We start from the raw sequence: 17,950 nt of genomic DNA on the forward strand, positions 1-17,950 counted from the left end.
TTCCTCGCGGGGGTGTGCGGCCGGGCCGGGCCCGGCCGCACCGTGGCTCAGTCGATGGAGTCGTAGGCGGCGGTGGTCAGGAAGTCGGCGAAGTCGTCGGCCAGGGCGACCCGCTCGAAGAGCTTGCGGGCGTCGTCGTAGCGGCCCGCGGTCCAGGCCTCGTCGCCGACGCTCTCGCGGATCTTCGCGAGCTCCTCGTCCTCGATCTGCCCGACCAGCTCGGCGGTGATCGGCGTGCCGTCCTCGAGCTTCACCCCGTTGTGGATCCACTGCCAGACCTGGGAGCGGGAGATCTCCGCGGTGGCGGCGTCCTCCATCAGGTTGTGGATCGCCACCGCGCCGTTGCCGCGCAGCCACGCCTCCAGGTACTGCAGGGCCACGTTGACGTTGTTGTGCAGCCCGGCCCGGGTGACCGCGCCGCCGGTGCCGGCCACGTGCAGCAGGTCGGAGGCGTCGACCGCGACGTCCGGCCGCTTCCTGTCGACCTGGTTGGCCTTGTCGCCGAGCACCCGGTCGAAGATCTCACGGCAGACCGGCACCAGATCGGGGTGGGCCACCCAGGAGCCGTCGAACCCGTCGCCGGCCTCTCGCTCCTTGTCCTCACGAACCTTGGTCAGGGCCACCTCGTTGACCGCCGGGTCGCGACGGCTCGGGATGAACGCGGCCATGCCACCCATGGCGAACGCCCCGCGCTTGTGACAGGTGGAGACGAGCAGTTCCGAGTACGCCCGCATGAACGGCGCGGTCATGGTCACGGCCGCCCGGTCCGGAAGGATCATGTTCGGGTTGTCGCGGAAGTACTTGATGATGCTGAACAGGTAGTCCCAGCGGCCGGCGTTGAGACCGGAGATGTGCGGGCGCAGCGCGTGCAGGATCTCCTCCATCTCGAACGCGGCCGGGATGGTCTCGATCAGGACGGTGGCCCGGATGGTGCCGACCGGGATGCCCCTCTTCTCCTGGGCGTAGGTGAAGACGTCGTTCCACAACTCGGCTTCCTTGTGGGACTCCATCTTCGGCAGGTAGAAGTAGGGGCCACTCCCCCTGCTGATCAGCTCCGCAGCGTTGTGGAAGAAGTAGAGGCCGAAGTCGACCAGGGCGCCGACGGCCGGCTCGCCGTCCACCGGCAGGTGCCGCTCGTCGAGGTGCCAGCCACGCGGGCGCATCACGATCGTCGGGTACGGTCCGCCGTTGAGCTCGTAGGTCTTCTTCCCGGTCTCGAGGGTGATCGTGCGCCGGATCGCGTCGTAGAGGTTCTGCTGCCCGTCGACGACGTTCGACCAGTGCGGGGTGTTCGCGTCCTCGAGGTCGGCCAGCCACACCTTCGCGCCCGAGTTCAGCGCGTTGATCGTCATCTTCCGCTCGGTCGGGCCGGTGATCTCGACCCGCCGGTCCTGCAGGTCGGCGGGTGCGGGCGGGGCGGACCACTCGGCGGCGCGGATGTCCGCCGTCTCGGCCAGGAAGCCCAGCGTGGCCCCGGCCGCGATCTCCGCGCGACGCGTGGCACGCGCCTGGAGGAGCTCGTTACGGCGAGGCCGGAATCGCCGGTTCAGGTCGGCGACGAACGCCACGGCCTCGTCGGACAGGATCTCGGTCATCGTTGACGATTCCTCTCAGTGTGGTTACTCCCCCGTACCGTAATCGAGCATTATTCATGGTCCTTCCCCGTGATCGTCAGGAGGCCGCCATCAGCCTGCGGTGAGCCCGCCGGGCCTCGGCCGTCAACGTGTCCGCGTCCGCGTTGACCAGCTCGCCACGCTCGACGATCGGGCGGCCACCGACCAGGGCCAGCTCCACCCGGGCGGGCGGGCCGAAGACCAGCGCCGCGACCTTGTCGTCGATGCCCTCGTGCCCGAGACCGTCCAGCCGCCACATCACCAGATCGGCCAGCTTGCCCGGCTCCAGCGAGCCGATGTCGTCCTGCCGGCCCAGACAGCGGGCCCCGCCGATGGTGCCGAGCCGCAGCGCCTCCCGCGCGCCGAACGACTTCGGGCCCTGCCGCTGCCGTGCCGTGTAGAGCGCCTGCCGCAGCTCGGCGCCCAGATGCGACACCTCCTGCGAGGCCGCGCCGTCGACGCCCAGACCCACCGGCACACCGTTGTCCAGCAGCTCACGCACCCGGGCCGAGCCGGTGCCGAGTCGCGCGTTCGAGCTCGGGCAGTGTGCCACGCCGGTGCCGGTGGCCCCGAGCTTCGCGATCGCCGAGTCGTCCAGGTGCACGCCGTGGGCCAGCCAGACGTCGTCGCCGAGCCAGCCGACGCGCTCCGCGTACTCCACGGGGGTGCAGCCGAACTGCTTGAGGCAGAACTCCTCCTCGTCGTCGGTCTCGGCGAGATGGGTGTGCAGGCGGACCCCCCTGCGCCGGGCCAGCACCGCCGCCTCCTCCATGAGACGGGTGGTGACCGAGAACGGCGAACAGGGCGCCACCGCGATCTGCAACATCGCATCCGGCGACGGGTCGTGCCAGCGGTCGATCGCCGCCTCGGTGGCCGCGAGCGCCTCGTCGGTGTCCTCGACCACGTGGTCCGGTGGCAGGCCGCCGTCCTTGCGGCTCAGGTCCATCGAGCCGCGGGTCGGATGGAACCGCAGGCCGATCGTCCGGGCCGCCTCGATCTCGGCCGCCAGCACGTCACCGCCGTCACGCGGGAACACGTAGTGGTGGTCCATGCTCGTCGTGCAGCCGGACAGCGCCAGCCAGCCCAGCCCGGCGCCGGCCGCCGCGCCCACGATCCCGGCGTCCAGCCGGCCCCAGATCGGGTAGAGCGTGGTGAGCCAGCCGAACAGCGTCTCGTCCAGCGCCAGGCCACGGGTCGCCCACTGGTAGAGGTGGTGATGTGTGTTCACCAGACCGGGCGTGATCAGGCAGCCGGTGCCGTCCACACGCCGGCCCCGGTGGCTCTCGTCGGCCCGGCCCGCCCCGACCGCGACGATCCGGCCGTCGTCGCCGACCACCACGTGACCGTCGGGGAACTCGGTGCCGGCCGCGTCGACCGTCGCGACGGCCGCGTTCTCGATGATGATCACAGCCACCACTCCGCGGTCGCGGCGGGCGCGTCGTCCCGGATCACACTGCCCTCGATCAACCCGTACGGCCGGTCGCCGGCGATGAACACCTCACCCGGGTTGTCCAGCCCGAACGGCGACAGGTCGGCCAGGTAGTGATGCCTGTTCGGCAGCGCGAGCCGCACCTCGGCGACCTCCGGACGCTCCTCCAGCACCCGCGCGCCCATCGCGTAGAGGGTCTGCTGCAACGAGAGGCTGTAGGTGCCGACGAAAGCCCGCACCAGCGCATCGAGCGCACCCTCGTGCGACGAGGCCCAGTCGGTGTCGTCACCGGCATGCCGCCAGCGGGCTTCCACGGCCGTCGCCAGGATCCGGTCGGTCGTCGGCTTCAGGGTCGTGTAGTCGTCCTCGACGAAACCGTGGAACTCCGAGTCCGCCGAGTTCAGCAGCACCAGCCCGGACACCCCGGACACCACCTGCGCCGTCTCGCGCGTCACCGAGACCACCGTGGTACGCACGTGGTCGCCCCGCTTACGGAACGAGTGCGGGCCCAGCCTGTCCCACGTGAACGACTCGACCGACACCTTCGCGGCGTGCACCTGTGGCTGGGTGCTCACGAAATGCCGGGCCAGGAGCAGGGCGAACACCTCCGGCTCGCCGACACCGTGCTCCTTGGCGAACGCGTACACCGTGTTCTTCATCGTGTCGGTCGGCAGGACACCGGAGTTGTCGCCGGTCAGATGGGTGGCGGTCAGGTCGCCGGAGAGCGCGATGCTGACGTTGAAGTCCACCAGGCCGTGCGAGTCACCGTCACGGTGCACCCGCACCAGACGTGTCTCCGCCTTGCCGTAGCGGTTGGGTCCGAGCACGATGCCCAACGGTCGTCAGCTCCCTCGATAGGTGGTGTAGCCGTACCGGCTGAGCAGCAGCGGCACGTGGTAGTGGCGATTCGGGTCGTGGACGTGGAAAGCGACCGTGATCTCCGGGAAGAAGCAGTCGCCGCCCAGATAGGGCTCGACGTAGAAGAACAGGCGATAGCCGCCGGCCTGCCACTCGTGCAGCGCCACCTCGTAGCGCAGCCGGCCGTCGCCGTCGGTGCGCCCCTCGGAGACGGTGCTCCAGCCGTCCGAGTCGCGGCGCTCCAGCCGCACGTAGACGTCCTTCGCCGGGTCACCGGTCACCGTGTCCAGAATGTGCGTCGAGATGCGGGCGTGGAACGCCGCGGTGACACCGTCAGAGGGCATCGAGCACCCGCTCCAATCGCAGCCGCGCGATCCTGCGCAGCTCATCCGTCACGATCGACCGCTCGGCCGCGTCGTCGTTGCCCAGTCGCTCCCGGGCCGCGGCCAGGATCTCGCTCTGCGACCGGCCGCTCGCGAAGATCAGGAACACGTGCCCGAACCGTTCCTCATACTCCCGGTTCGCCGCGATCAACTCGGCTTTCGCCGTGTCGTCGGCGCTCTGCGCGGCCGTCGACTGCTCAGCGCGCGACCAGGCGGCCTCCTTGGAGTCGCCGGCGGCCCGCTCGCCGATCCGTGGGTGCGCGGCCAGGCCCTGCAGCACCTCCGGCCAGCTCAGCTCACGACTCGCGGCGTCGGCCGCGGCGAGGATGCCGGCCCGGTCCGCGAACGGCCTGCCCGCCGCGACGGCCGTGCCCCAGGCGGGCGCCGCGCAGCAGGCGAGCAGCTCGGCCTCCAGACGCTCCGCGGGCAGAGCGTTGAAGGAATCCACCGCGCCCATCGGTCACCCCCCTCGTCGATGTCGATCAGTCAAGCAGGCCCGAACCGCGACCCGCACCGACGAACCGAAGAATTAACAAGCGCCACCCTGCCACGAATCGCAGCCGGAAATCTCGCCGTCCGTCCAGCGCTGTGGACGACCGCGTGGGTCACCGTCGGCATGGGCCAGACTGGGCGCGTGCTCATCCCCGTAGGCTCCCTGCCCGATCTCCCGGTCCGTCCCGTGCTGCCCGAGGTGACCGCCACCCTCGCCGGCTCTGGGGCCGCCGTCCTGGTCGCGCCGCCCGGCACCGGCAAGACCACGCTGGTCCCGCTCGCTCTGGCCGGGGCGGGGAGCCGGGTGATCGTGGCCGAGCCGCGCCGGGTCGCCGCCCGCGCCGCCGCCCGCCGGATGGCCACGCTGCTGGGCGAGCGGACCGGTCAGCGGGTCGGCTACGCGGTGCGCGGTGAGCGGGAGGTCTCCCGTGACACCGTCGTCGAGGTCGTCACCACCGGTCTGCTGGTCCGCCGGCTGCAGGCCGACCCCGAGCTGGCTGGTGTCACCACGGTGATCCTCGACGAGTGCCACGAGCGGCACCTCGACTCCGACCTGGCCCTGGCCTTCCTCGTCGAGGTGCGGGCCGCGCTCCGGCCCGACCTGCGGGTTCTCGCCACCTCGGCGACCGCCGACGCCGAGCGGCTCGCGACCGTCCTCGGTGAGCCCGGCCGGCCGGCGCCGATCGTCACCGCCCACGCCCGCCACCACCCGGTCGAGGTGATCTGGGCGCCACCGGCCGGGCCGATCGCCCCACCGCTGGGCCTCCGTGTCGACCCGCGCCTTCTCGACCATGTGGCCGCCACGACCCGGCGTGCCCTCGCCGAGGGGGACGGGGACGTGCTCGTCTTCCTTCCCGGCGCGGGCGAGATCGCCACGGTCGCCGCCCGGCTCGGCGGCCTCGACGCCGAGGTGGTGTCCCTGCACGGCCGGCAGACCGGTGCGGCACAGGACGCGGCTCTGCGTGCCGGCCCGCGCCGCCGGGTCGTGCTGGCCACCGCGGTCGCCGAGAGCAGCCTGACGGTTCCGGGCGTACGCGCGGTGGTCGACGCCGGGCTCAGCCGGGTGCCCCGGATGGATCACGGCCGGGGTCTGGGCACCCTGGCCACGGTGCCGGTGTCCCGCTCGTCGGCCGAGCAGCGCGCCGGACGGGCCGGGCGCGAGGCGCCCGGCCGGGTCTACCGCTGCTGGCCGGCGGCCCTGCACGATCGGCTGCCCGCCCAGCCCGAGCCGGAGATCGTCGCCGCCGACCTGACGGGGTTCGCCCTCGACCTGGCGCTGTGGGGGCACCCCGACGGCGACGGCCTCGCCCTGCCCGATCCGCCGCCGTCCGGCGCGCTGCGGGCCGCCGTCGCCACCCTGCACGACCTGGGCGCCGTCGACGCCGGCGGCCGGATCACCGCCCGTGGCCGCGTGCTGGCCGGCGCCGGTCTGCATCCCCGGCTGGCACGCGCCCTCATCGACGGCGCCGTCACCCTCGGAGCGGGCCGCGCCGCCGAGATCGTCGCCGTCCTCGACGACGACCGCACCACCACCGGCGACGTGGTCACCGTCTGGCGGACCGGCCGCGACGAGCCCGGCCGCCGAGCCGAGGTGCGCCGCCTCACCCGTGCCCTGGACCGCTCCCCCGCCCCACCCGTCGACCCCGGCCCCGCCGCCGCACCGACCGCCTCGCCGCCGCCCACACCGACCACCCCGCCGCCGCCCACCGCGGCCGGCCCGCCGAACACAGCGGCCGCCCCGCCGAACACAGCGGCCGTCCGGCCGGACACGAGGGCGCGGTCGGGGAGCAGTCCGGGCAGGACGCGGCCGGCACGGCTCAGCGACGACCTGGCGGCCGGCCTGGTGGTCGGGCTGGCGTATCCCGAACGGGTCGCGCGGGTGCGGGAGCCCGGCGGCCGGGCCTACCTGATGGCCGGAGGCACCGCGGCCGAGTTGCCCACCGGCAGCCCGTTGACGGGAGCGCCGTGGCTCGCCGTGGCGGGCGCGGACCGGGCCGCCGGAGCCCGGGTGGCCCGGATCCGCAGCGCCGCTCCCCTGGACGAGGAGATCGCCCTGGAGGTGGCGGCGCCGATGCTCACCGAGGGCACCGAGATCGGCTGGATCGACGGTGACGTGGTGGCACGGCGGGTTCGCAAGCTCGGGGCGATCACGCTGGTCTCCGCCCGGCTCGCCGACCCCGATCCGGCTCTGCTCCGGGCGGCGCTGGTCACCGGTCTCCAGAAGGAGGGGCTCGGCCTGCTGACCTGGAGCCGGAACGCCGAGGAGCTGCGCAGACGGCTCGCGTTCGCGCATGCGGCGCTGGGAGATCCGTGGCCGGACGTGTCCGACGCCGCGCTGCTGGCGAGCCCCGAGGACTGGCTCGGCCTCGGATCGGCCCGGCGGCGGGCCGACCTGGCGAGAGTCGACGTGGCCGGCGGGCTGCGGCGGCTGCTGCCCTGGTCGGTGGCGGGGCGGCTGGACGATGTGGCGCCGGAGCGGCTTCCGGTGCCGAGCGGATCGCAGGTGCGGATCGACTACAGCGATCCGGCGGCCCCGGTGCTGGCGGTCAAGGTGCAGGAGGCGTTCGGCTGGCGGGCGGCGCCACGGCTGGCCGACGGCCGGATTCCCGTGCTGCTGCACCTGCTCTCCCCAGCCGGGCGGCCGGTCGCCGTCACCGCTGACCTCGCCTCGTTCTGGGTCCAGGGCTATCCCCAGGTGCGCGCCGAGATGCGCGGGCGCTACCCGCGTCACCCGTGGCCGGAGGACCCGGCCACCGCCGAGCCGACTCGCCGCGCCAACCCGCGCTCCCGCTGACCGGCGGACACCCGCCCCGGCGCCGGTGACCGGCGAGACCCTCCCTGCCTGTGACGGCGCCGGTCAGGAAGCCGGTCGGGAAGCCGGTCAGGAAGCCGGTCACGATGCCTGTGACGGCGCCGGTCAGGAAGCCGGTCGGGAAGCGCCGGTCAGGGAGCGGATCCGGGCAGACGGGTAAGGGGCACCGGGGCGCCGTAGAGGTAGCCCTGGCCCTGCGGGCAGCCGAGAGCGGCCATAGCGCCGGCCCGCTCCTCGGTCTCCAGGCCCTCGGCGACCACGGTGATGCCCAGCTCGGCGCAGATGGCCAGCACCGAGCGGCACAGGGCGCCGGCCCGGTCCGGGGAGGTGTCGACGTCGGTCAGGGTGGAGTCGAGTTTGACGATGTCGACCGGGATGGCGTGCAACTGGGCGAGCGCGTTGTAGCCGCTGCCGAAGTCGTCCAGGGCCACCCGTACGCCCAGGGCCCGCAGCCGTTCGACGAGCCCGGCGGCGCAGGGCAGGTCGGGGATCCGCAGCGTCTCGGTGATCTCGATGATCAGGCGGGCCGGGTCGAGACGGTGGCGGGCCAGCGCGGCCCGGACGGCGTCCTCCAGTCCCGGGCCGGCGAGACGGCCCGCCGAGACGTTGACGTGCACGTCGATGGGACGGCCGTAGAGCTCGGCCAGGCGTGCGGTGTCGGCGCAGGCCCGGTCGAGCACGAAGTCGTCGATCGCCGCCACCAGGCCGGTTCGCTCGGCCATCGTGACGAAGACGTCGGGGTGGACGGGGCCGGCTACCGGGTCGGTCCAGCGGGCCAGTGCCTCCACCGCGACGGTCGCGCCGTCACTGAGCCGGACGATCGGCTGGTAGTGCACGTCGAAACCGGCGGACGCGGGACTCCCGCCGGACAGCGCTCCGGCCAGAAGCTTCGGCAGGTCGGCGTGCTGGCCGGAGTCCTTGGGGCCGGTGTAGCGGATCAGCTCGCCCTTGCCCCGGCGCTTCACCGCGTACATGGCGGCGTCGGCTCGGCGCAGCAGCAGGTCGGCGCTCAGGTCGTCGCCGGGTTCGGCGGTGACCAGGCCGATGCTGACGCCGACCCCGACCGAACGGCCGTCGATGACGTACGGCTCGCGGAGGGTCGCCAGCACCCGCTGACCGATGGCTTCGGCCTCGGCTTCCCAGCCCTCGTCGAACTCGGCCGCCCCGTCCGACGAGGAGGACGAGGAGAACGACGAGGGCGAGGGCGAGGAGGACGAGGAGGGCGACGGCGACGGGGAGGCCCCGGCGGACGGCAGAGGACCCGAGGCGCCGGAAGGCAGAACGGACGCCGACGTGGCGACGGCCGGGGCTGCGGAACCGGTCGAGGCGTCCCACGAGGGCGACACGGTGGCGCCCCCGGCGAAGGCGGCTTCGGAGACCCGTACCCCGGCGGCGGAGAGGACGTACCGGCGCTGCCGCAGGACGCCGTCCGCCCGACGTCGCCAGGGCGCGCGGTGGCGGGGTGCCGGAACCGCGACGCCGCCCTGGTCGAGGACGATGGCGAACTCGTCGCCGCCGAGCCGGGCGACGAGGTCACCGGCGCGGACCCCGGCCCGCATCCGCTCGCCGATGGCCTGCAGCACCCGGTCGCCGATGGCATGCCCGAACGTGTCGTTGATGAGCTTGAAGTCGTCGAGGTCGGCGAAGAGCACGGCCACGGGCGTGCCGCGTCTCTGGTGGGCGTCGATGGCGAGGACGAGTCGTTCCCGGAAGAGCGCGCGGTTGGCGAGGCCGGTGAGCGGGTCGTGGTAGGCCTGGTGGTGCAGGCGGCGCTGGGCGGTGGCGACCCGGTCGAAGAGGAGTGTGTTGTCGACGATGGTGATCATCTGGCGGGTGACGACGAGGGCCAGGCCCAGCCAGCCGAGGTAGGCCTCGAACGGGCTGAGCGAGCCTTCGGCGACGGTACGCACGACGAGCACCACCCCGGTGACGACGACCGGCCCGTACGGAAGGAGGAGCCGGAACCAGTCGCGTTCCAGGACCTCGGGGTCGGGCTGTGGCGTCGGGATCCGGTTGGGGCTGAGCGCCGCCATGGCGATGAACGCCGGCCCGAGCAGGTGCCCGAGCCCTTCCAGCCAGGTCGGCCCGCTGCCGAGGAGGCGGACGGTGTCGGCGACGCCGAAGGCGAGCAGCGCCGATCCGACGAGCCGCAGCGGCCGCCGCCCGGCCGGGGAGTCGGGCCGGGTGGTGAGCAGCAGCATCACCATGGTGAACAGCACCAGGTCGGCGATCAGGTAGACCAGGTGGACGACGGTCAGGCCGCGGAGGGCGACCGAGCCGGGCAGCACCGACCAGAAGAGGGCGAGCACCGAGCCGGTGATGAGCAGGCTGTCGATGACGAGGGCGAGCTGGTCGCGCAGCGGTGACGTGGGCACCGGGCGGGGCCGGGTGTGCACCGCGCCGAGCAGCCCGACGAGCATGCAGACCGGCAGCACGAACAGCGCGGCGTCGGTGAGTACGCGCGGCGGCAACCGGTCGGCGCCGGCGACGTCCTGGATCACCCACCAGAGCCGGTTCAGGGACCAGACGACGAGCCCGGCGGCGGAGAGCAGCCGCCAGCGGCGGGGTGTGCCGGCGCGGTCCCGGCCGACGGCCAGGCAGACGGCGGCAGCGACGAGCCCGGCGACCAGTTGCGCCGTGTCGGTGTAGAGGCGGGGCGTGCCGAGGACGAGTTCGCCGAAGGCGACCACACCCAGGGTGAGCGCCAGCGTGCCGAGCAGTCGCGCCGTCGTGATCACCACCAGAGTCCGGGCCGCGAGACGTCGCGGCCGGAGTAAAATACCCGCTCAGTCCCCCGCGGTCACGTCGGCGACGATCACCGTGATGTTGTCCGGCCCACCGCCGCGCAGGGCGAGATCGATGAGCCTCTCCGCGCAGGCCTTCGGATCGGTCACGGTCCGCAGCTCTTCCTCGAGGACCGGGTCGGGCACGACGCCGGTGAGACCGTCGCTGCAGAGCAGCCAGCGGTCGCCGCGCTGCGGCTCGACGATGACGTAGGCCGGGGTGACCGGCTCGCCCTGGAGCACTCGGGTGACGACGGCCCGACGTGGGTGGGCGGCCGCCTCCTCGGGTTTGATCAGGCCCTGGTCGACGAGCATCTGGACGTACGTGTCGTCCTTGGTCAGCTGGTTCAGCCGGCCGGCGCGGAGCAGGTAGGCGCGGGAGTCGCCGACGTGGGCCATGGCCGCCCGCTCGCCGTTGAAGAGCACCGCCGTCAGCGTGGTGCCCATGCCGGCCAGCGTGGGGTCGAGGGCCACCTGCTCGGCGATCCGCCCGTTGGCGAGCTCGAGTGCCCGGTGCAGGGCGTCCATCTGGTGATCGGTGGCGATCGGCATGTCGAGCGCGACCATGGCTTCGATGGCGATCCGGCTGGCCAGATCGCCGGCGGCCATGCCGCCCATGCCGTCCGCGACGACGAGAAGCGAGTCACCGGCGAAGTGACAGTCCTCGTTGTTGCTCCGGACGTGTCCTTGGTCGGTGACGGCCGCCCACCGGAGGTGCAAGGTCATGGCGTGCAGCCTGCCAGGTCGGCGCCAACCTGTCTGCACGTGGTGGGCGGCATGTCGCACATGTCGTTGCTGAAATTACACTCATCCACCGCCTGAGCCCCGATTCAGGGGCCGGCCGAGGCACCGGGGATCGATTTCGGTCACCGGCCGTGTCGGTGCGATCCATTCCAGTGCCGGGGCCTCGATCGGCCAGCCGCGCACCGTGATGCCGCTGGCCGGGTCGTCGGCGGCCTGCGGGCAGAGCGTCTTCGACCGGACCTCGCCGTTGGGGATGAAGGTGACCTCGCCGGTGGCCTGGAGCATCGTGGTGGAGGTGTCGTCGACGGAGATGAGCTGACCACGGACGACCTTCATCGGCTCGCCCCCGGTCTCCACCTCGATGGCGCTGTCCGGCAGGACGGGGGCGCGCAGGAAGACGACGCCGACCATGAAGGGCATGGCGAAGGCGACCGCCACGGCGGGCCAGTGGGTGGCGATGCGCGCCCAGCGTTCCGGGACCGGCCCGGTGAGGACCGGGCCGAAGAGCGGAGGACCCAGCAGGAGTACGGCCGTCGCGTACTCACCGGAGCGGAGGGAGGCGACCACTCCCGGCCAAACGAAGATCCACACGATGATCGCGACGAGCACCGGCACGCCCAGGGTGAGCCAGCGCATCAGCCACGGCTCACCGTGCTCACCCTGCACCGCGGTCAGCCCGAGGATCGCCACGACCAGCATCATCAGCAGCGGGAGCATGCGCAGCTGCCAGGTGAAGGCGGCGATGCCGACGGCGATCACGACGACCCAGCCGGGCATCCGGAACGCCGCCACGGCCAGGAACGACGTCGCCGTCTGGCCCGGGGAGCTGACCAGCGAGATGCCGCCGAGCACCCGGACCAGCAGGATGGCCGCGGGCACCGTCCAGCTCAGCGTGACGAACAGGGCGCCGAGCATGCCGAGCGGGTTGATGTACTGGACGAGCAGCAGCATCGTGGGCAGGTCCTGCCGGCTCAGATACCACAGCCGCAGCACGAGCAGCAGCAGCGGGAAGCCGGGCAGCACGGCCAGCAGCCAGTTCAGCTCGGCGCGGTAGCCGGGGCGGGAGCGGACGCGGCCCTTCGTGACCCGCCCGGTCCGGATGTCGGTCGTCATCCGAGCGGATCCTCCCATGGCATCCAGCCCACCTCCGGCCGCTCGGCGCGGGGCTGCTCGCCGACCGCGATCGCGGTCTTCTTGACCGGGTCGATCTCCACCTGGAGGTTCTGCTCGAAGGCCTTCTCCCAGCGGGTGTCCTTCGGATCCGCCCAGGACCGGTACAGGGTTAGATTGACGAGTTTCTCGAGCGCCGGGTTCTCACCCACGTTGATGCCCCATCGCTCGTTGGACTCCAGCCCCAGATCCCAGTGCTCGTACTTCTCCGGGAACTCGTGTTTCCAGCCGGCCAGGATGGCGGCGTCGGTGCTGATCGCGTCGACTGTGCCGGCGTCGAGTTCGGCGAAGCACTCCTTGACCCGGTTCTTCTGGGTCACGATCGCCTTGGCGTCGGTCAGCGCGTTCGCACTCGTCGACGTGGAGAGTGTGCAGACCCGCTGGTCCTGAAGGTCCTTCAGGGCGACGACCGGCCCGTGCCGGCCCTTGAGGGTGATCACCGATTGCTCGGTGTAGAGGTAGGGCTGGGAGAAGTGGACACCCTCGATCTTCCGCTTCTCGGTGATGCTGTAGCTGGCGATCACCAACTGGACCGGCACCCGGTTGCGATCGGCATCGGTCGCCTGCATGCGCGCCCGGTCCTCGCTCTCCAAGCCGTAGAAACGCACGTCCTCGCGACGAAAACCGAGATCCTCGGCGATCATGTAGGCGATGTCGATGTCGAATCCCGTCCAGATACCCGCTGCGTCGCGGTAGGCCGTCCCGTACTGGTCGTCCTTGACGCCGATGTCCAGCGTCGTCCACGTGTCGACTCCGGACTCGGCCCGCAGCTCGGCGACCGACGGCGGGCCGCCGACCAGCAGACGGCCCAGGGAGACCAGCAGGGTCAGGACGATGAGCACCCCGAGCCCGGCCAGCCGCCACACCTTGAACTGGTTGTCCCGCCGGGTGATCGCCGCGTGCTCCGCCTCGGCCCGGGCCTGCTCCATCGCCGCCTGCGTGGCGATGTCCCGGGAGGCGAGCTCCTCGACGGTCATCTCCTCGACCGGAACGACCGGGACGACCGGAACGACCGGGACGGGCGGTGGTTCCGGCGGGGCGGCGGCGGTCACGAACCGGCGCAGCGCGGCCAGCTGCTTCGGCGGAAGCTGTTGCAGCGTCCGCAGAAGCCAGCTGTCATCCGGCGGAGGCTGGCGTGGCGCAGCGCCGTCGTCGTCGTTGTCGGTGTCGGCCATCGACCCGTCCCTTCGTCCCCAGACGAGTCATCGTGCCCGACATCCTCAGGGAACGGGATCCCCGGTACCGAACGGAACACCCGGACGGCACCGGGCGAGGCGCGCGGCGGTCAGCCGCAGCCCGGCCCGGAGGCCGTGCCGCTCGATGGCGAGCAGCGCATAGGCGCTGCAGGTGGGCTGGTAGCGGCACCGGGTGGGCAGCCTCGGCGACACCTTCCGATAACCGCGGATGGCGGTCGTCACCGCCCGTTCGGCCCGGGAGCCTCCAGGGGTACGGCTGAGCGCCGCGAACAACCGCAGCATCATGCTCAGCGAGAAGCAGTCGCATCCCGGGATGTCACAGTCGCAGTTGGTGTTGGGGTTGCACGAGTCGAGCCAGGAGTGCTTCTTTTTCTTCTTCCGTGATCTTCCGAAACTCACGATCACATGATGGCGGAAGCCCGCACGTCACCGGACCGAGATCACCGCGGCGCTCTCCGGTGGCAGCACGAGCCGGTCCCGTTCGACGACGACGCCGGGCTCGGTGGCCAGCAGCACCGACCGTGGCAGGGCCCGCACACTGACCGTCTGCGGCATGCCGGCGAGGTTGGCGGCCACCACGTTCGGGCCGCGCCGGATGACCACGTGCTGGTCGCCGTGCCACACCTCCACCTGGTGCAGCCACGGGTCGGTGAGACCGGGGGTGCTCCGGCGCAGCGCGATCAGTTTGCGGTACAGGTCGAGGATCTCGGCGTGGCCGGCCTTGCCCAGCTCGGACCAGTCGAGCTTGGAGCGCTCGAAGGTCGCCGGGTCCTGCGGGTCGGGCACGTCGGCCTCGGCCCAGCCGTGACTGGCGAACTCGCGCCGGCGCCCCTGCTGCACGGCGGCGGCCAGGTCGGGCTCGGGGTGCGAGGTGAAATACTGCCACGGGCTGCTGGCCGCCCACTCCTCACCCATGAAGAGCATCGGCGTGAACGGGGAGGTCAGCAGCAGGGTGGCGGCGACCTTGAGCAGGCCGGGCGACAGGGTGGCGGTGAGCCGGTCACCGATCGCCCGGTTGCCGATCTGGTCATGGTTCTGCAGGAACGCGACGAACCGGTGGCCCGGAGTCCGCTGCCGGTCGACCGGGCGGCCGTGCCGGCGGCCACGGAACGACGACCAGGTGCCGGCGTGGAAGAACGCGCCCTCCAGGACGGTACGCAGGCAGTCGAGCGACCCGAAGTCGCCGTAGTAGCCCTGGCGCTCCCCGGTGAGCAGGGTGTGCAGGGCGTGGTGGACGTCGTCGTCCCACTGCGCGTGCAGCCCGTACCCCCCGGCTTCTCGTGGGGTGATCAGTTTGGCGTCGTTGAGGTCGCTCTCGGCGATCAGCGACAGCGGCCGGCGCAGCCCGGTGGAGAGCGTCTCCACCTCGACGGCCATCTGCTCGAGCAGGTGGACGGCGCCCTCGTCGTGCAGCGCGTGCACGGCGTCCAGCCGCAGCCCGTCGACGTGGTAGTCGCGCAGCCACATCAGCACGCTGTCGACGATGTAGCGGCGCACCTGCTCGGAGCCCGGCCCGTCCAGGTTGACCGAGTCGCCCCAGGCGTTGCTGTTGCTGCTGAGGTAGGGGGCGAACATCGGCGCGTACGCCCCGGACGGCCCGAAGTGGTTGTAGACCACGTCGAGCACCACACCGAGGCCCTTGGCGTGGGCCGCGTCGACGAACCGTTTGAGGCCGTCGGGCCCGCCGTACGCCTCGTGCGGCGCGAACCAGCAGACCCCGTCGTAGCCCCAGTTGTAGGTGCCGTTGAAGGCGTTGACCGGCAGCAACTCGACCAGGTCGACACCGAGGTCGACGAGGTGGTCGAGCCGCTCGATCGCGGCGTCGAACGTGCCCGCCGGGGTGAACGTGCCGATGTGCAGCTCGTAGAGGACCGAGCCGGGCAGCTGCCGGCCGGTCCAGCCCTGATCGGTCCACGCGAACGCCGAGTGGTCGTAGACGCGGCTCGGCCCGTGCACGCCCTGCGGTTGCCACGCCGACCGCGGGTCGGGCAGCGGGCTCTCGGCGTCCGGCAGCAGGAAGGCGTAGTCACTGCCGGGCTCGGCCGCGGGCACGTCGAGGTGCCACCAGCCCTCGTCACCGGGCTCCATCGCGCGGTCCTCGCCGGCGACACGAAGACGAACGGGCTTGTCCGGCGCCCACACCGAGAAGAGAGTCATTCTTTCACCAGGAGAGCGACGGGATAGGTGTGCAGCACCTCGGCCACGGCCAGGCGATTGCCACCGTAGCTGGTATTCGTGAAGACTTCCGTCCAACTGTGTCCGTCCAGTGACAGCGTGGTGTCTCCCCAGCCGCCGTGCCGTGACAATCCGACCGGGAGCCGGGTGGCGACCGCCACCACGCCGCCGCGGTCGAAGGCGAGCACGTGCTCCGGGACACGGCCGTCGGCGAAGACCGGACGGTAGCCGGCGAACAGCTCGGGCCGCTGCCGGCGCAGGCGTAGCACCCGGCTGGTGACCAGCAGCTTGGCCGCGCCGGTCTCGTCGACCGGTGGCAGCCAGCCGTCGTCGATCCGGCCGAGCAGCTCACGGCGGTCGGCGAAGTCGACCGGGCGGCGGTTGTCCGGGTCGACGAGCGAGTGGTCCCACAGCTCGGTGCCCTGGTAGACGTCGGGGACGCCGGGCATGGCGAGCTGCACCAGCTTCTGGCCGAGCGAGTTCGACCAGCCGGGCGGGGCGATCGAGGAGGCGAAGTCGGCGACCTCCCGGTGCAGCGCGGGATCGTCGAAGATCCGGTCGACCATCTGCCGCAGGGCCGACTCGAAACCCTCGTCCGGGCTCAGCCAGTTCGTGCCTGTTCCGGCTTCGCGGGCGGCCTTCACGGCGTACGCCTGAAGTCGCTCCCGGGAGATCGGCCACGCGCCGACCGTGACCTGCCAGATCAGATGGGCCAGCGCCGGATCCGGAAGCGGAGCGGAGCGGACCCACCGGCGAACCACCTCGGTCCAGTCGCCCGGCACCTCGGAGAGGACCGCCAGCCTGGCGCGTACGTCCTCGCCGCGTTTGGTGTCGTGGGTGGCCAGCGACGTCATGGTGTCCGGCCAATCGGCGAGACGCTGCTCGGCGGCGTGGTGGAACTCGTCGACGGTGACGCCGAACTTGACCGGGTCGTTGCCGACCTCGTTGCGGGCCACGAACCGGGTCCACCGGTAGAACGCGTTGTCCTCGACGCCCTTGGCCATCACCGCGCCGGTGAACTGCTGGAACCGGATCGCCAGCTCGTCGGCGGGGTTGCGCAGCCGGCCCGTCAGCTGGTCGAGCACGGTGATCATCTGCGGGCGGCGGCGGCCCGCCTCGGCCCGGGCGGTCGCCAGGTCACGGCTGCCGGCCGGCAGGTAGGAGCGGTAGACCGGGAAGCACGCGGCGAGCTCGGCCAGCGCCTTGGGGGCGGCCTCGACCTCGGGTACGAGCGCCGCGAGCCGTGCCAGCTCGGCGGCCAGGACGTTCGTGGCCACGTGCAGCTTGGCGTCGTGCACCAGGTCCTGCCAGGAGGTGGTGGCGCCGGTCAGGTGGTGGTCGAGGGTGTCGAAGAACGCCTCCGTGCCCGGGTCCACGAAGACGCCGTTGACCTCGGCCATCGCGTCGTAGCCGGTGGTGCCGGCGACCGGCCAGGCCGGCATCTTCTCGCCCGGCTCGAGGATCTTCTCCACCACGATCCACGCGTCCGGGGCGGCGTCGCGCAGCCGGTTGAAGTACTCCCCGGGGTTGCGCAGCCCGTCCGGATGGTCGACCCGGATGCCCTGCGCCAGGCCCTCGTTGTACCAGCGGAGGATCTCGGCGTGGGTGGCGGCGAAGACGTCCGGGTCCTCGACGCGCAGGCCGGCCAGGTCGGTGATGGCGAAGAACCGCCGGTAGTTGATCTCGGAGTCCCCGCGGGTCCAGTCGGCCAGCTCGTAGTGCTGCCGGTCGTGCACCTCGCGAGGTGTCCCGTCGCCGGTGCCCTCGGCGATGGGGTAGCGCTTGTCGAAGTAGCGGAGCTCGCCGTCCTCGATCCGCAGGTCGTCGAGCGCGTTCGGGGCGGCGGCCAGGACGGGCAGCAGGATCCTGCCGCGCGACCAGTCGATGTCGTAGTGACCCGAGAACTCCGAGTCCCGGCCGTTCTTCAGGACGTCCCACCACGACGGGTTGGTGTGCGGGACGCCCACTCCCGCGTGGTTGGGCACGATGTCGACGACCAGCCCCAGATTGGCGGACTTCAGGGCGCCGCTGAGCGTGTTCAGGCCCTCCGCCCCACCCAGAGCCGGGCTGACCTGCGAATGATCGACGACGTCGTAGCCGTGCTGCGACTCCGGCGCCGCGGTCAGCAGCGGAGCCGAGTAGAGGTGGCTCACCCCGAGATCGGCCAGGTAGTCGGCTATCTCGGCGGTACTGCTCAGGGGGAACTCGGGGCGGACCTGCACTCGGTAGGTACCGGAAGGAGGCTTCTCATCCTTTTGACGGGCGGCGGCGGGTTGGTTGGATGAGGGCATCAGA

At 71.9% G+C, this 17,950-nt stretch carries 13 protein-coding genes; 1 reads left to right on the plus strand and 12 read right to left on the minus strand.

Going from position 1 to position 17,950, the window contains the following annotated elements; all coding sequences use genetic code 11:
• Positions 1–47: 47 nt before the first annotated feature.
• The 5 genes from aceB to uraD form a co-directional block, all read right to left on the minus strand.
• Positions 48–1,595 (minus strand): malate synthase A, encoded by a 1,548-nt coding sequence (gene aceB, locus ACQPZW_RS39845; RefSeq protein ID WP_433791210.1) that lies wholly within the window; start codon positions 1,593–1,595, stop codon positions 48–50.
• Positions 1,596–1,671: 76 nt separating this feature from the next.
• The gene (locus ACQPZW_RS39850; RefSeq protein WP_433791212.1) at positions 1,672–3,021 is read right to left on the minus strand and encodes an 8-oxoguanine deaminase; all 1,350 of its coding nucleotides are present in this window, start codon (positions 3,019–3,021) and stop codon (positions 1,672–1,674) included.
• Complete coding sequence (gene pucL / locus ACQPZW_RS39855) at positions 3,018–3,869, minus strand: factor-independent urate hydroxylase (RefSeq protein WP_433791213.1); 852 nt, start codon at positions 3,867–3,869, stop codon at positions 3,018–3,020. The genes ACQPZW_RS39850 and pucL overlap by 4 nt, the downstream gene beginning before the upstream one ends.
• Before the next feature lie 15 nt (positions 3,870–3,884).
• Positions 3,885–4,244, minus strand: a complete 360-nt coding sequence (gene uraH / locus ACQPZW_RS39860) for a hydroxyisourate hydrolase (RefSeq protein ID WP_433791214.1) — start codon at positions 4,242–4,244, stop codon at positions 3,885–3,887.
• Positions 4,234–4,740: a 2-oxo-4-hydroxy-4-carboxy-5-ureidoimidazoline decarboxylase gene (gene uraD / locus ACQPZW_RS39865; RefSeq protein ID WP_433791215.1), complete on the minus strand. Its 507-nt coding sequence runs from the start codon at positions 4,738–4,740 to the stop codon at positions 4,234–4,236. The genes uraH and uraD overlap by 11 nt, the downstream gene beginning before the upstream one ends.
• 159 nt (positions 4,741–4,899) lie before the next feature.
• Here uraD and ACQPZW_RS39870 point away from each other — a divergent pair, with 159 nt between their 5' ends.
• Positions 4,900–7,569: an ATP-dependent RNA helicase gene (locus tag ACQPZW_RS39870; protein WP_433791216.1), complete on the plus strand. Its 2,670-nt coding sequence runs from the start codon at positions 4,900–4,902 to the stop codon at positions 7,567–7,569.
• A gap of 149 nt (positions 7,570–7,718) precedes the next feature.
• Here ACQPZW_RS39870 and ACQPZW_RS39875 read toward each other — a convergent pair whose 3' ends face one another.
• The 7 genes from ACQPZW_RS39875 to treY all read right to left on the minus strand — a co-directional run bounded on the left by ACQPZW_RS39875 (position 7,719) and on the right by treY (position 17,946).
• Positions 7,719–10,328 (minus strand): putative bifunctional diguanylate cyclase/phosphodiesterase, encoded by a 2,610-nt coding sequence (locus tag ACQPZW_RS39875; RefSeq protein WP_433791217.1) that lies wholly within the window; start codon positions 10,326–10,328, stop codon positions 7,719–7,721.
• Between the two features lie 45 nt (positions 10,329–10,373).
• Positions 10,374–11,096, minus strand: a complete 723-nt coding sequence (locus ACQPZW_RS39880; protein WP_433791218.1) for a PP2C family protein-serine/threonine phosphatase — start codon at positions 11,094–11,096, stop codon at positions 10,374–10,376.
• 81 nt (positions 11,097–11,177) lie between these two features.
• On the minus strand, positions 11,178–12,227 hold the full coding sequence (locus ACQPZW_RS39885) for a hypothetical protein (protein ID WP_433791219.1): 1,050 nt from the start codon (positions 12,225–12,227) through the stop codon (positions 11,178–11,180).
• Positions 12,224–13,459, minus strand: a complete 1,236-nt coding sequence (locus ACQPZW_RS39890; RefSeq protein WP_433791220.1) for a transporter substrate-binding domain-containing protein — start codon at positions 13,457–13,459, stop codon at positions 12,224–12,226. The genes ACQPZW_RS39885 and ACQPZW_RS39890 overlap by 4 nt, the downstream gene beginning before the upstream one ends.
• 45 nt (positions 13,460–13,504) lie before the next feature.
• Positions 13,505–13,879 carry a membrane protein insertion efficiency factor YidD gene (yidD, locus tag ACQPZW_RS39895; RefSeq protein ID WP_433791221.1) on the minus strand — a complete coding sequence of 125 codons (375 nt, stop codon included), beginning with the start codon at positions 13,877–13,879 and terminating at the stop codon, positions 13,505–13,507.
• 27 nt (positions 13,880–13,906) lie between these two features.
• Complete coding sequence (gene treZ / locus ACQPZW_RS39900; protein ID WP_433791222.1) at positions 13,907–15,637, minus strand: malto-oligosyltrehalose trehalohydrolase; 1,731 nt, start codon at positions 15,635–15,637, stop codon at positions 13,907–13,909.
• Entirely contained in the window at positions 15,634–17,946 is a 2,313-nt protein-coding gene (treY, locus tag ACQPZW_RS39905; protein WP_433791223.1) for a malto-oligosyltrehalose synthase, read from the minus strand. Before treY ends, treZ begins: the two co-directional genes overlap by 4 nt.
• Between the last annotated feature and the right edge of the window lie 4 nt (positions 17,947–17,950).

This window comes from Actinoplanes sp. CA-252034 (genome assembly GCF_050956125.1).
GTDB lineage: Bacteria > Actinomycetota > Actinomycetes > Mycobacteriales > Micromonosporaceae > Actinoplanes.

Excerpts from the sequence above, each read along its gene's own strand:
- ACQPZW_RS39870 (WP_433791216.1), top strand. The coding sequence starts at position 4,900 with ATGGGCCAGACTGGGCGCGTGCTCATCCCCGTAGGCTCCCTGCCCGAT.
- ACQPZW_RS39880 (WP_433791218.1), bottom strand. The coding sequence starts at position 11,096 with ATGACCTTGCACCTCCGGTGGGCGGCCGTCACCGACCAAGGACACGTC.
- treY (WP_433791223.1), bottom strand. The coding sequence starts at position 17,946 with ATGCCCTCATCCAACCAACCCGCCGCCGCCCGTCAAAAGGATGAGAAG.
- uraH (WP_433791214.1), bottom strand. The coding sequence starts at position 4,244 with ATGCCCTCTGACGGTGTCACCGCGGCGTTCCACGCCCGCATCTCGACG.
- uraD (WP_433791215.1), bottom strand. The coding sequence starts at position 4,740 with ATGGGCGCGGTGGATTCCTTCAACGCTCTGCCCGCGGAGCGTCTGGAG.
- ACQPZW_RS39885 (WP_433791219.1), bottom strand. The coding sequence starts at position 12,227 with ATGACGACCGACATCCGGACCGGGCGGGTCACGAAGGGCCGCGTCCGC.
- ACQPZW_RS39890 (WP_433791220.1), bottom strand. The coding sequence starts at position 13,459 with ATGGCCGACACCGACAACGACGACGACGGCGCTGCGCCACGCCAGCCT.
- aceB (WP_433791210.1), bottom strand. The coding sequence starts at position 1,595 with ATGACCGAGATCCTGTCCGACGAGGCCGTGGCGTTCGTCGCCGACCTG.
- treZ (WP_433791222.1), bottom strand. The coding sequence starts at position 15,637 with ATGACTCTCTTCTCGGTGTGGGCGCCGGACAAGCCCGTTCGTCTTCGT.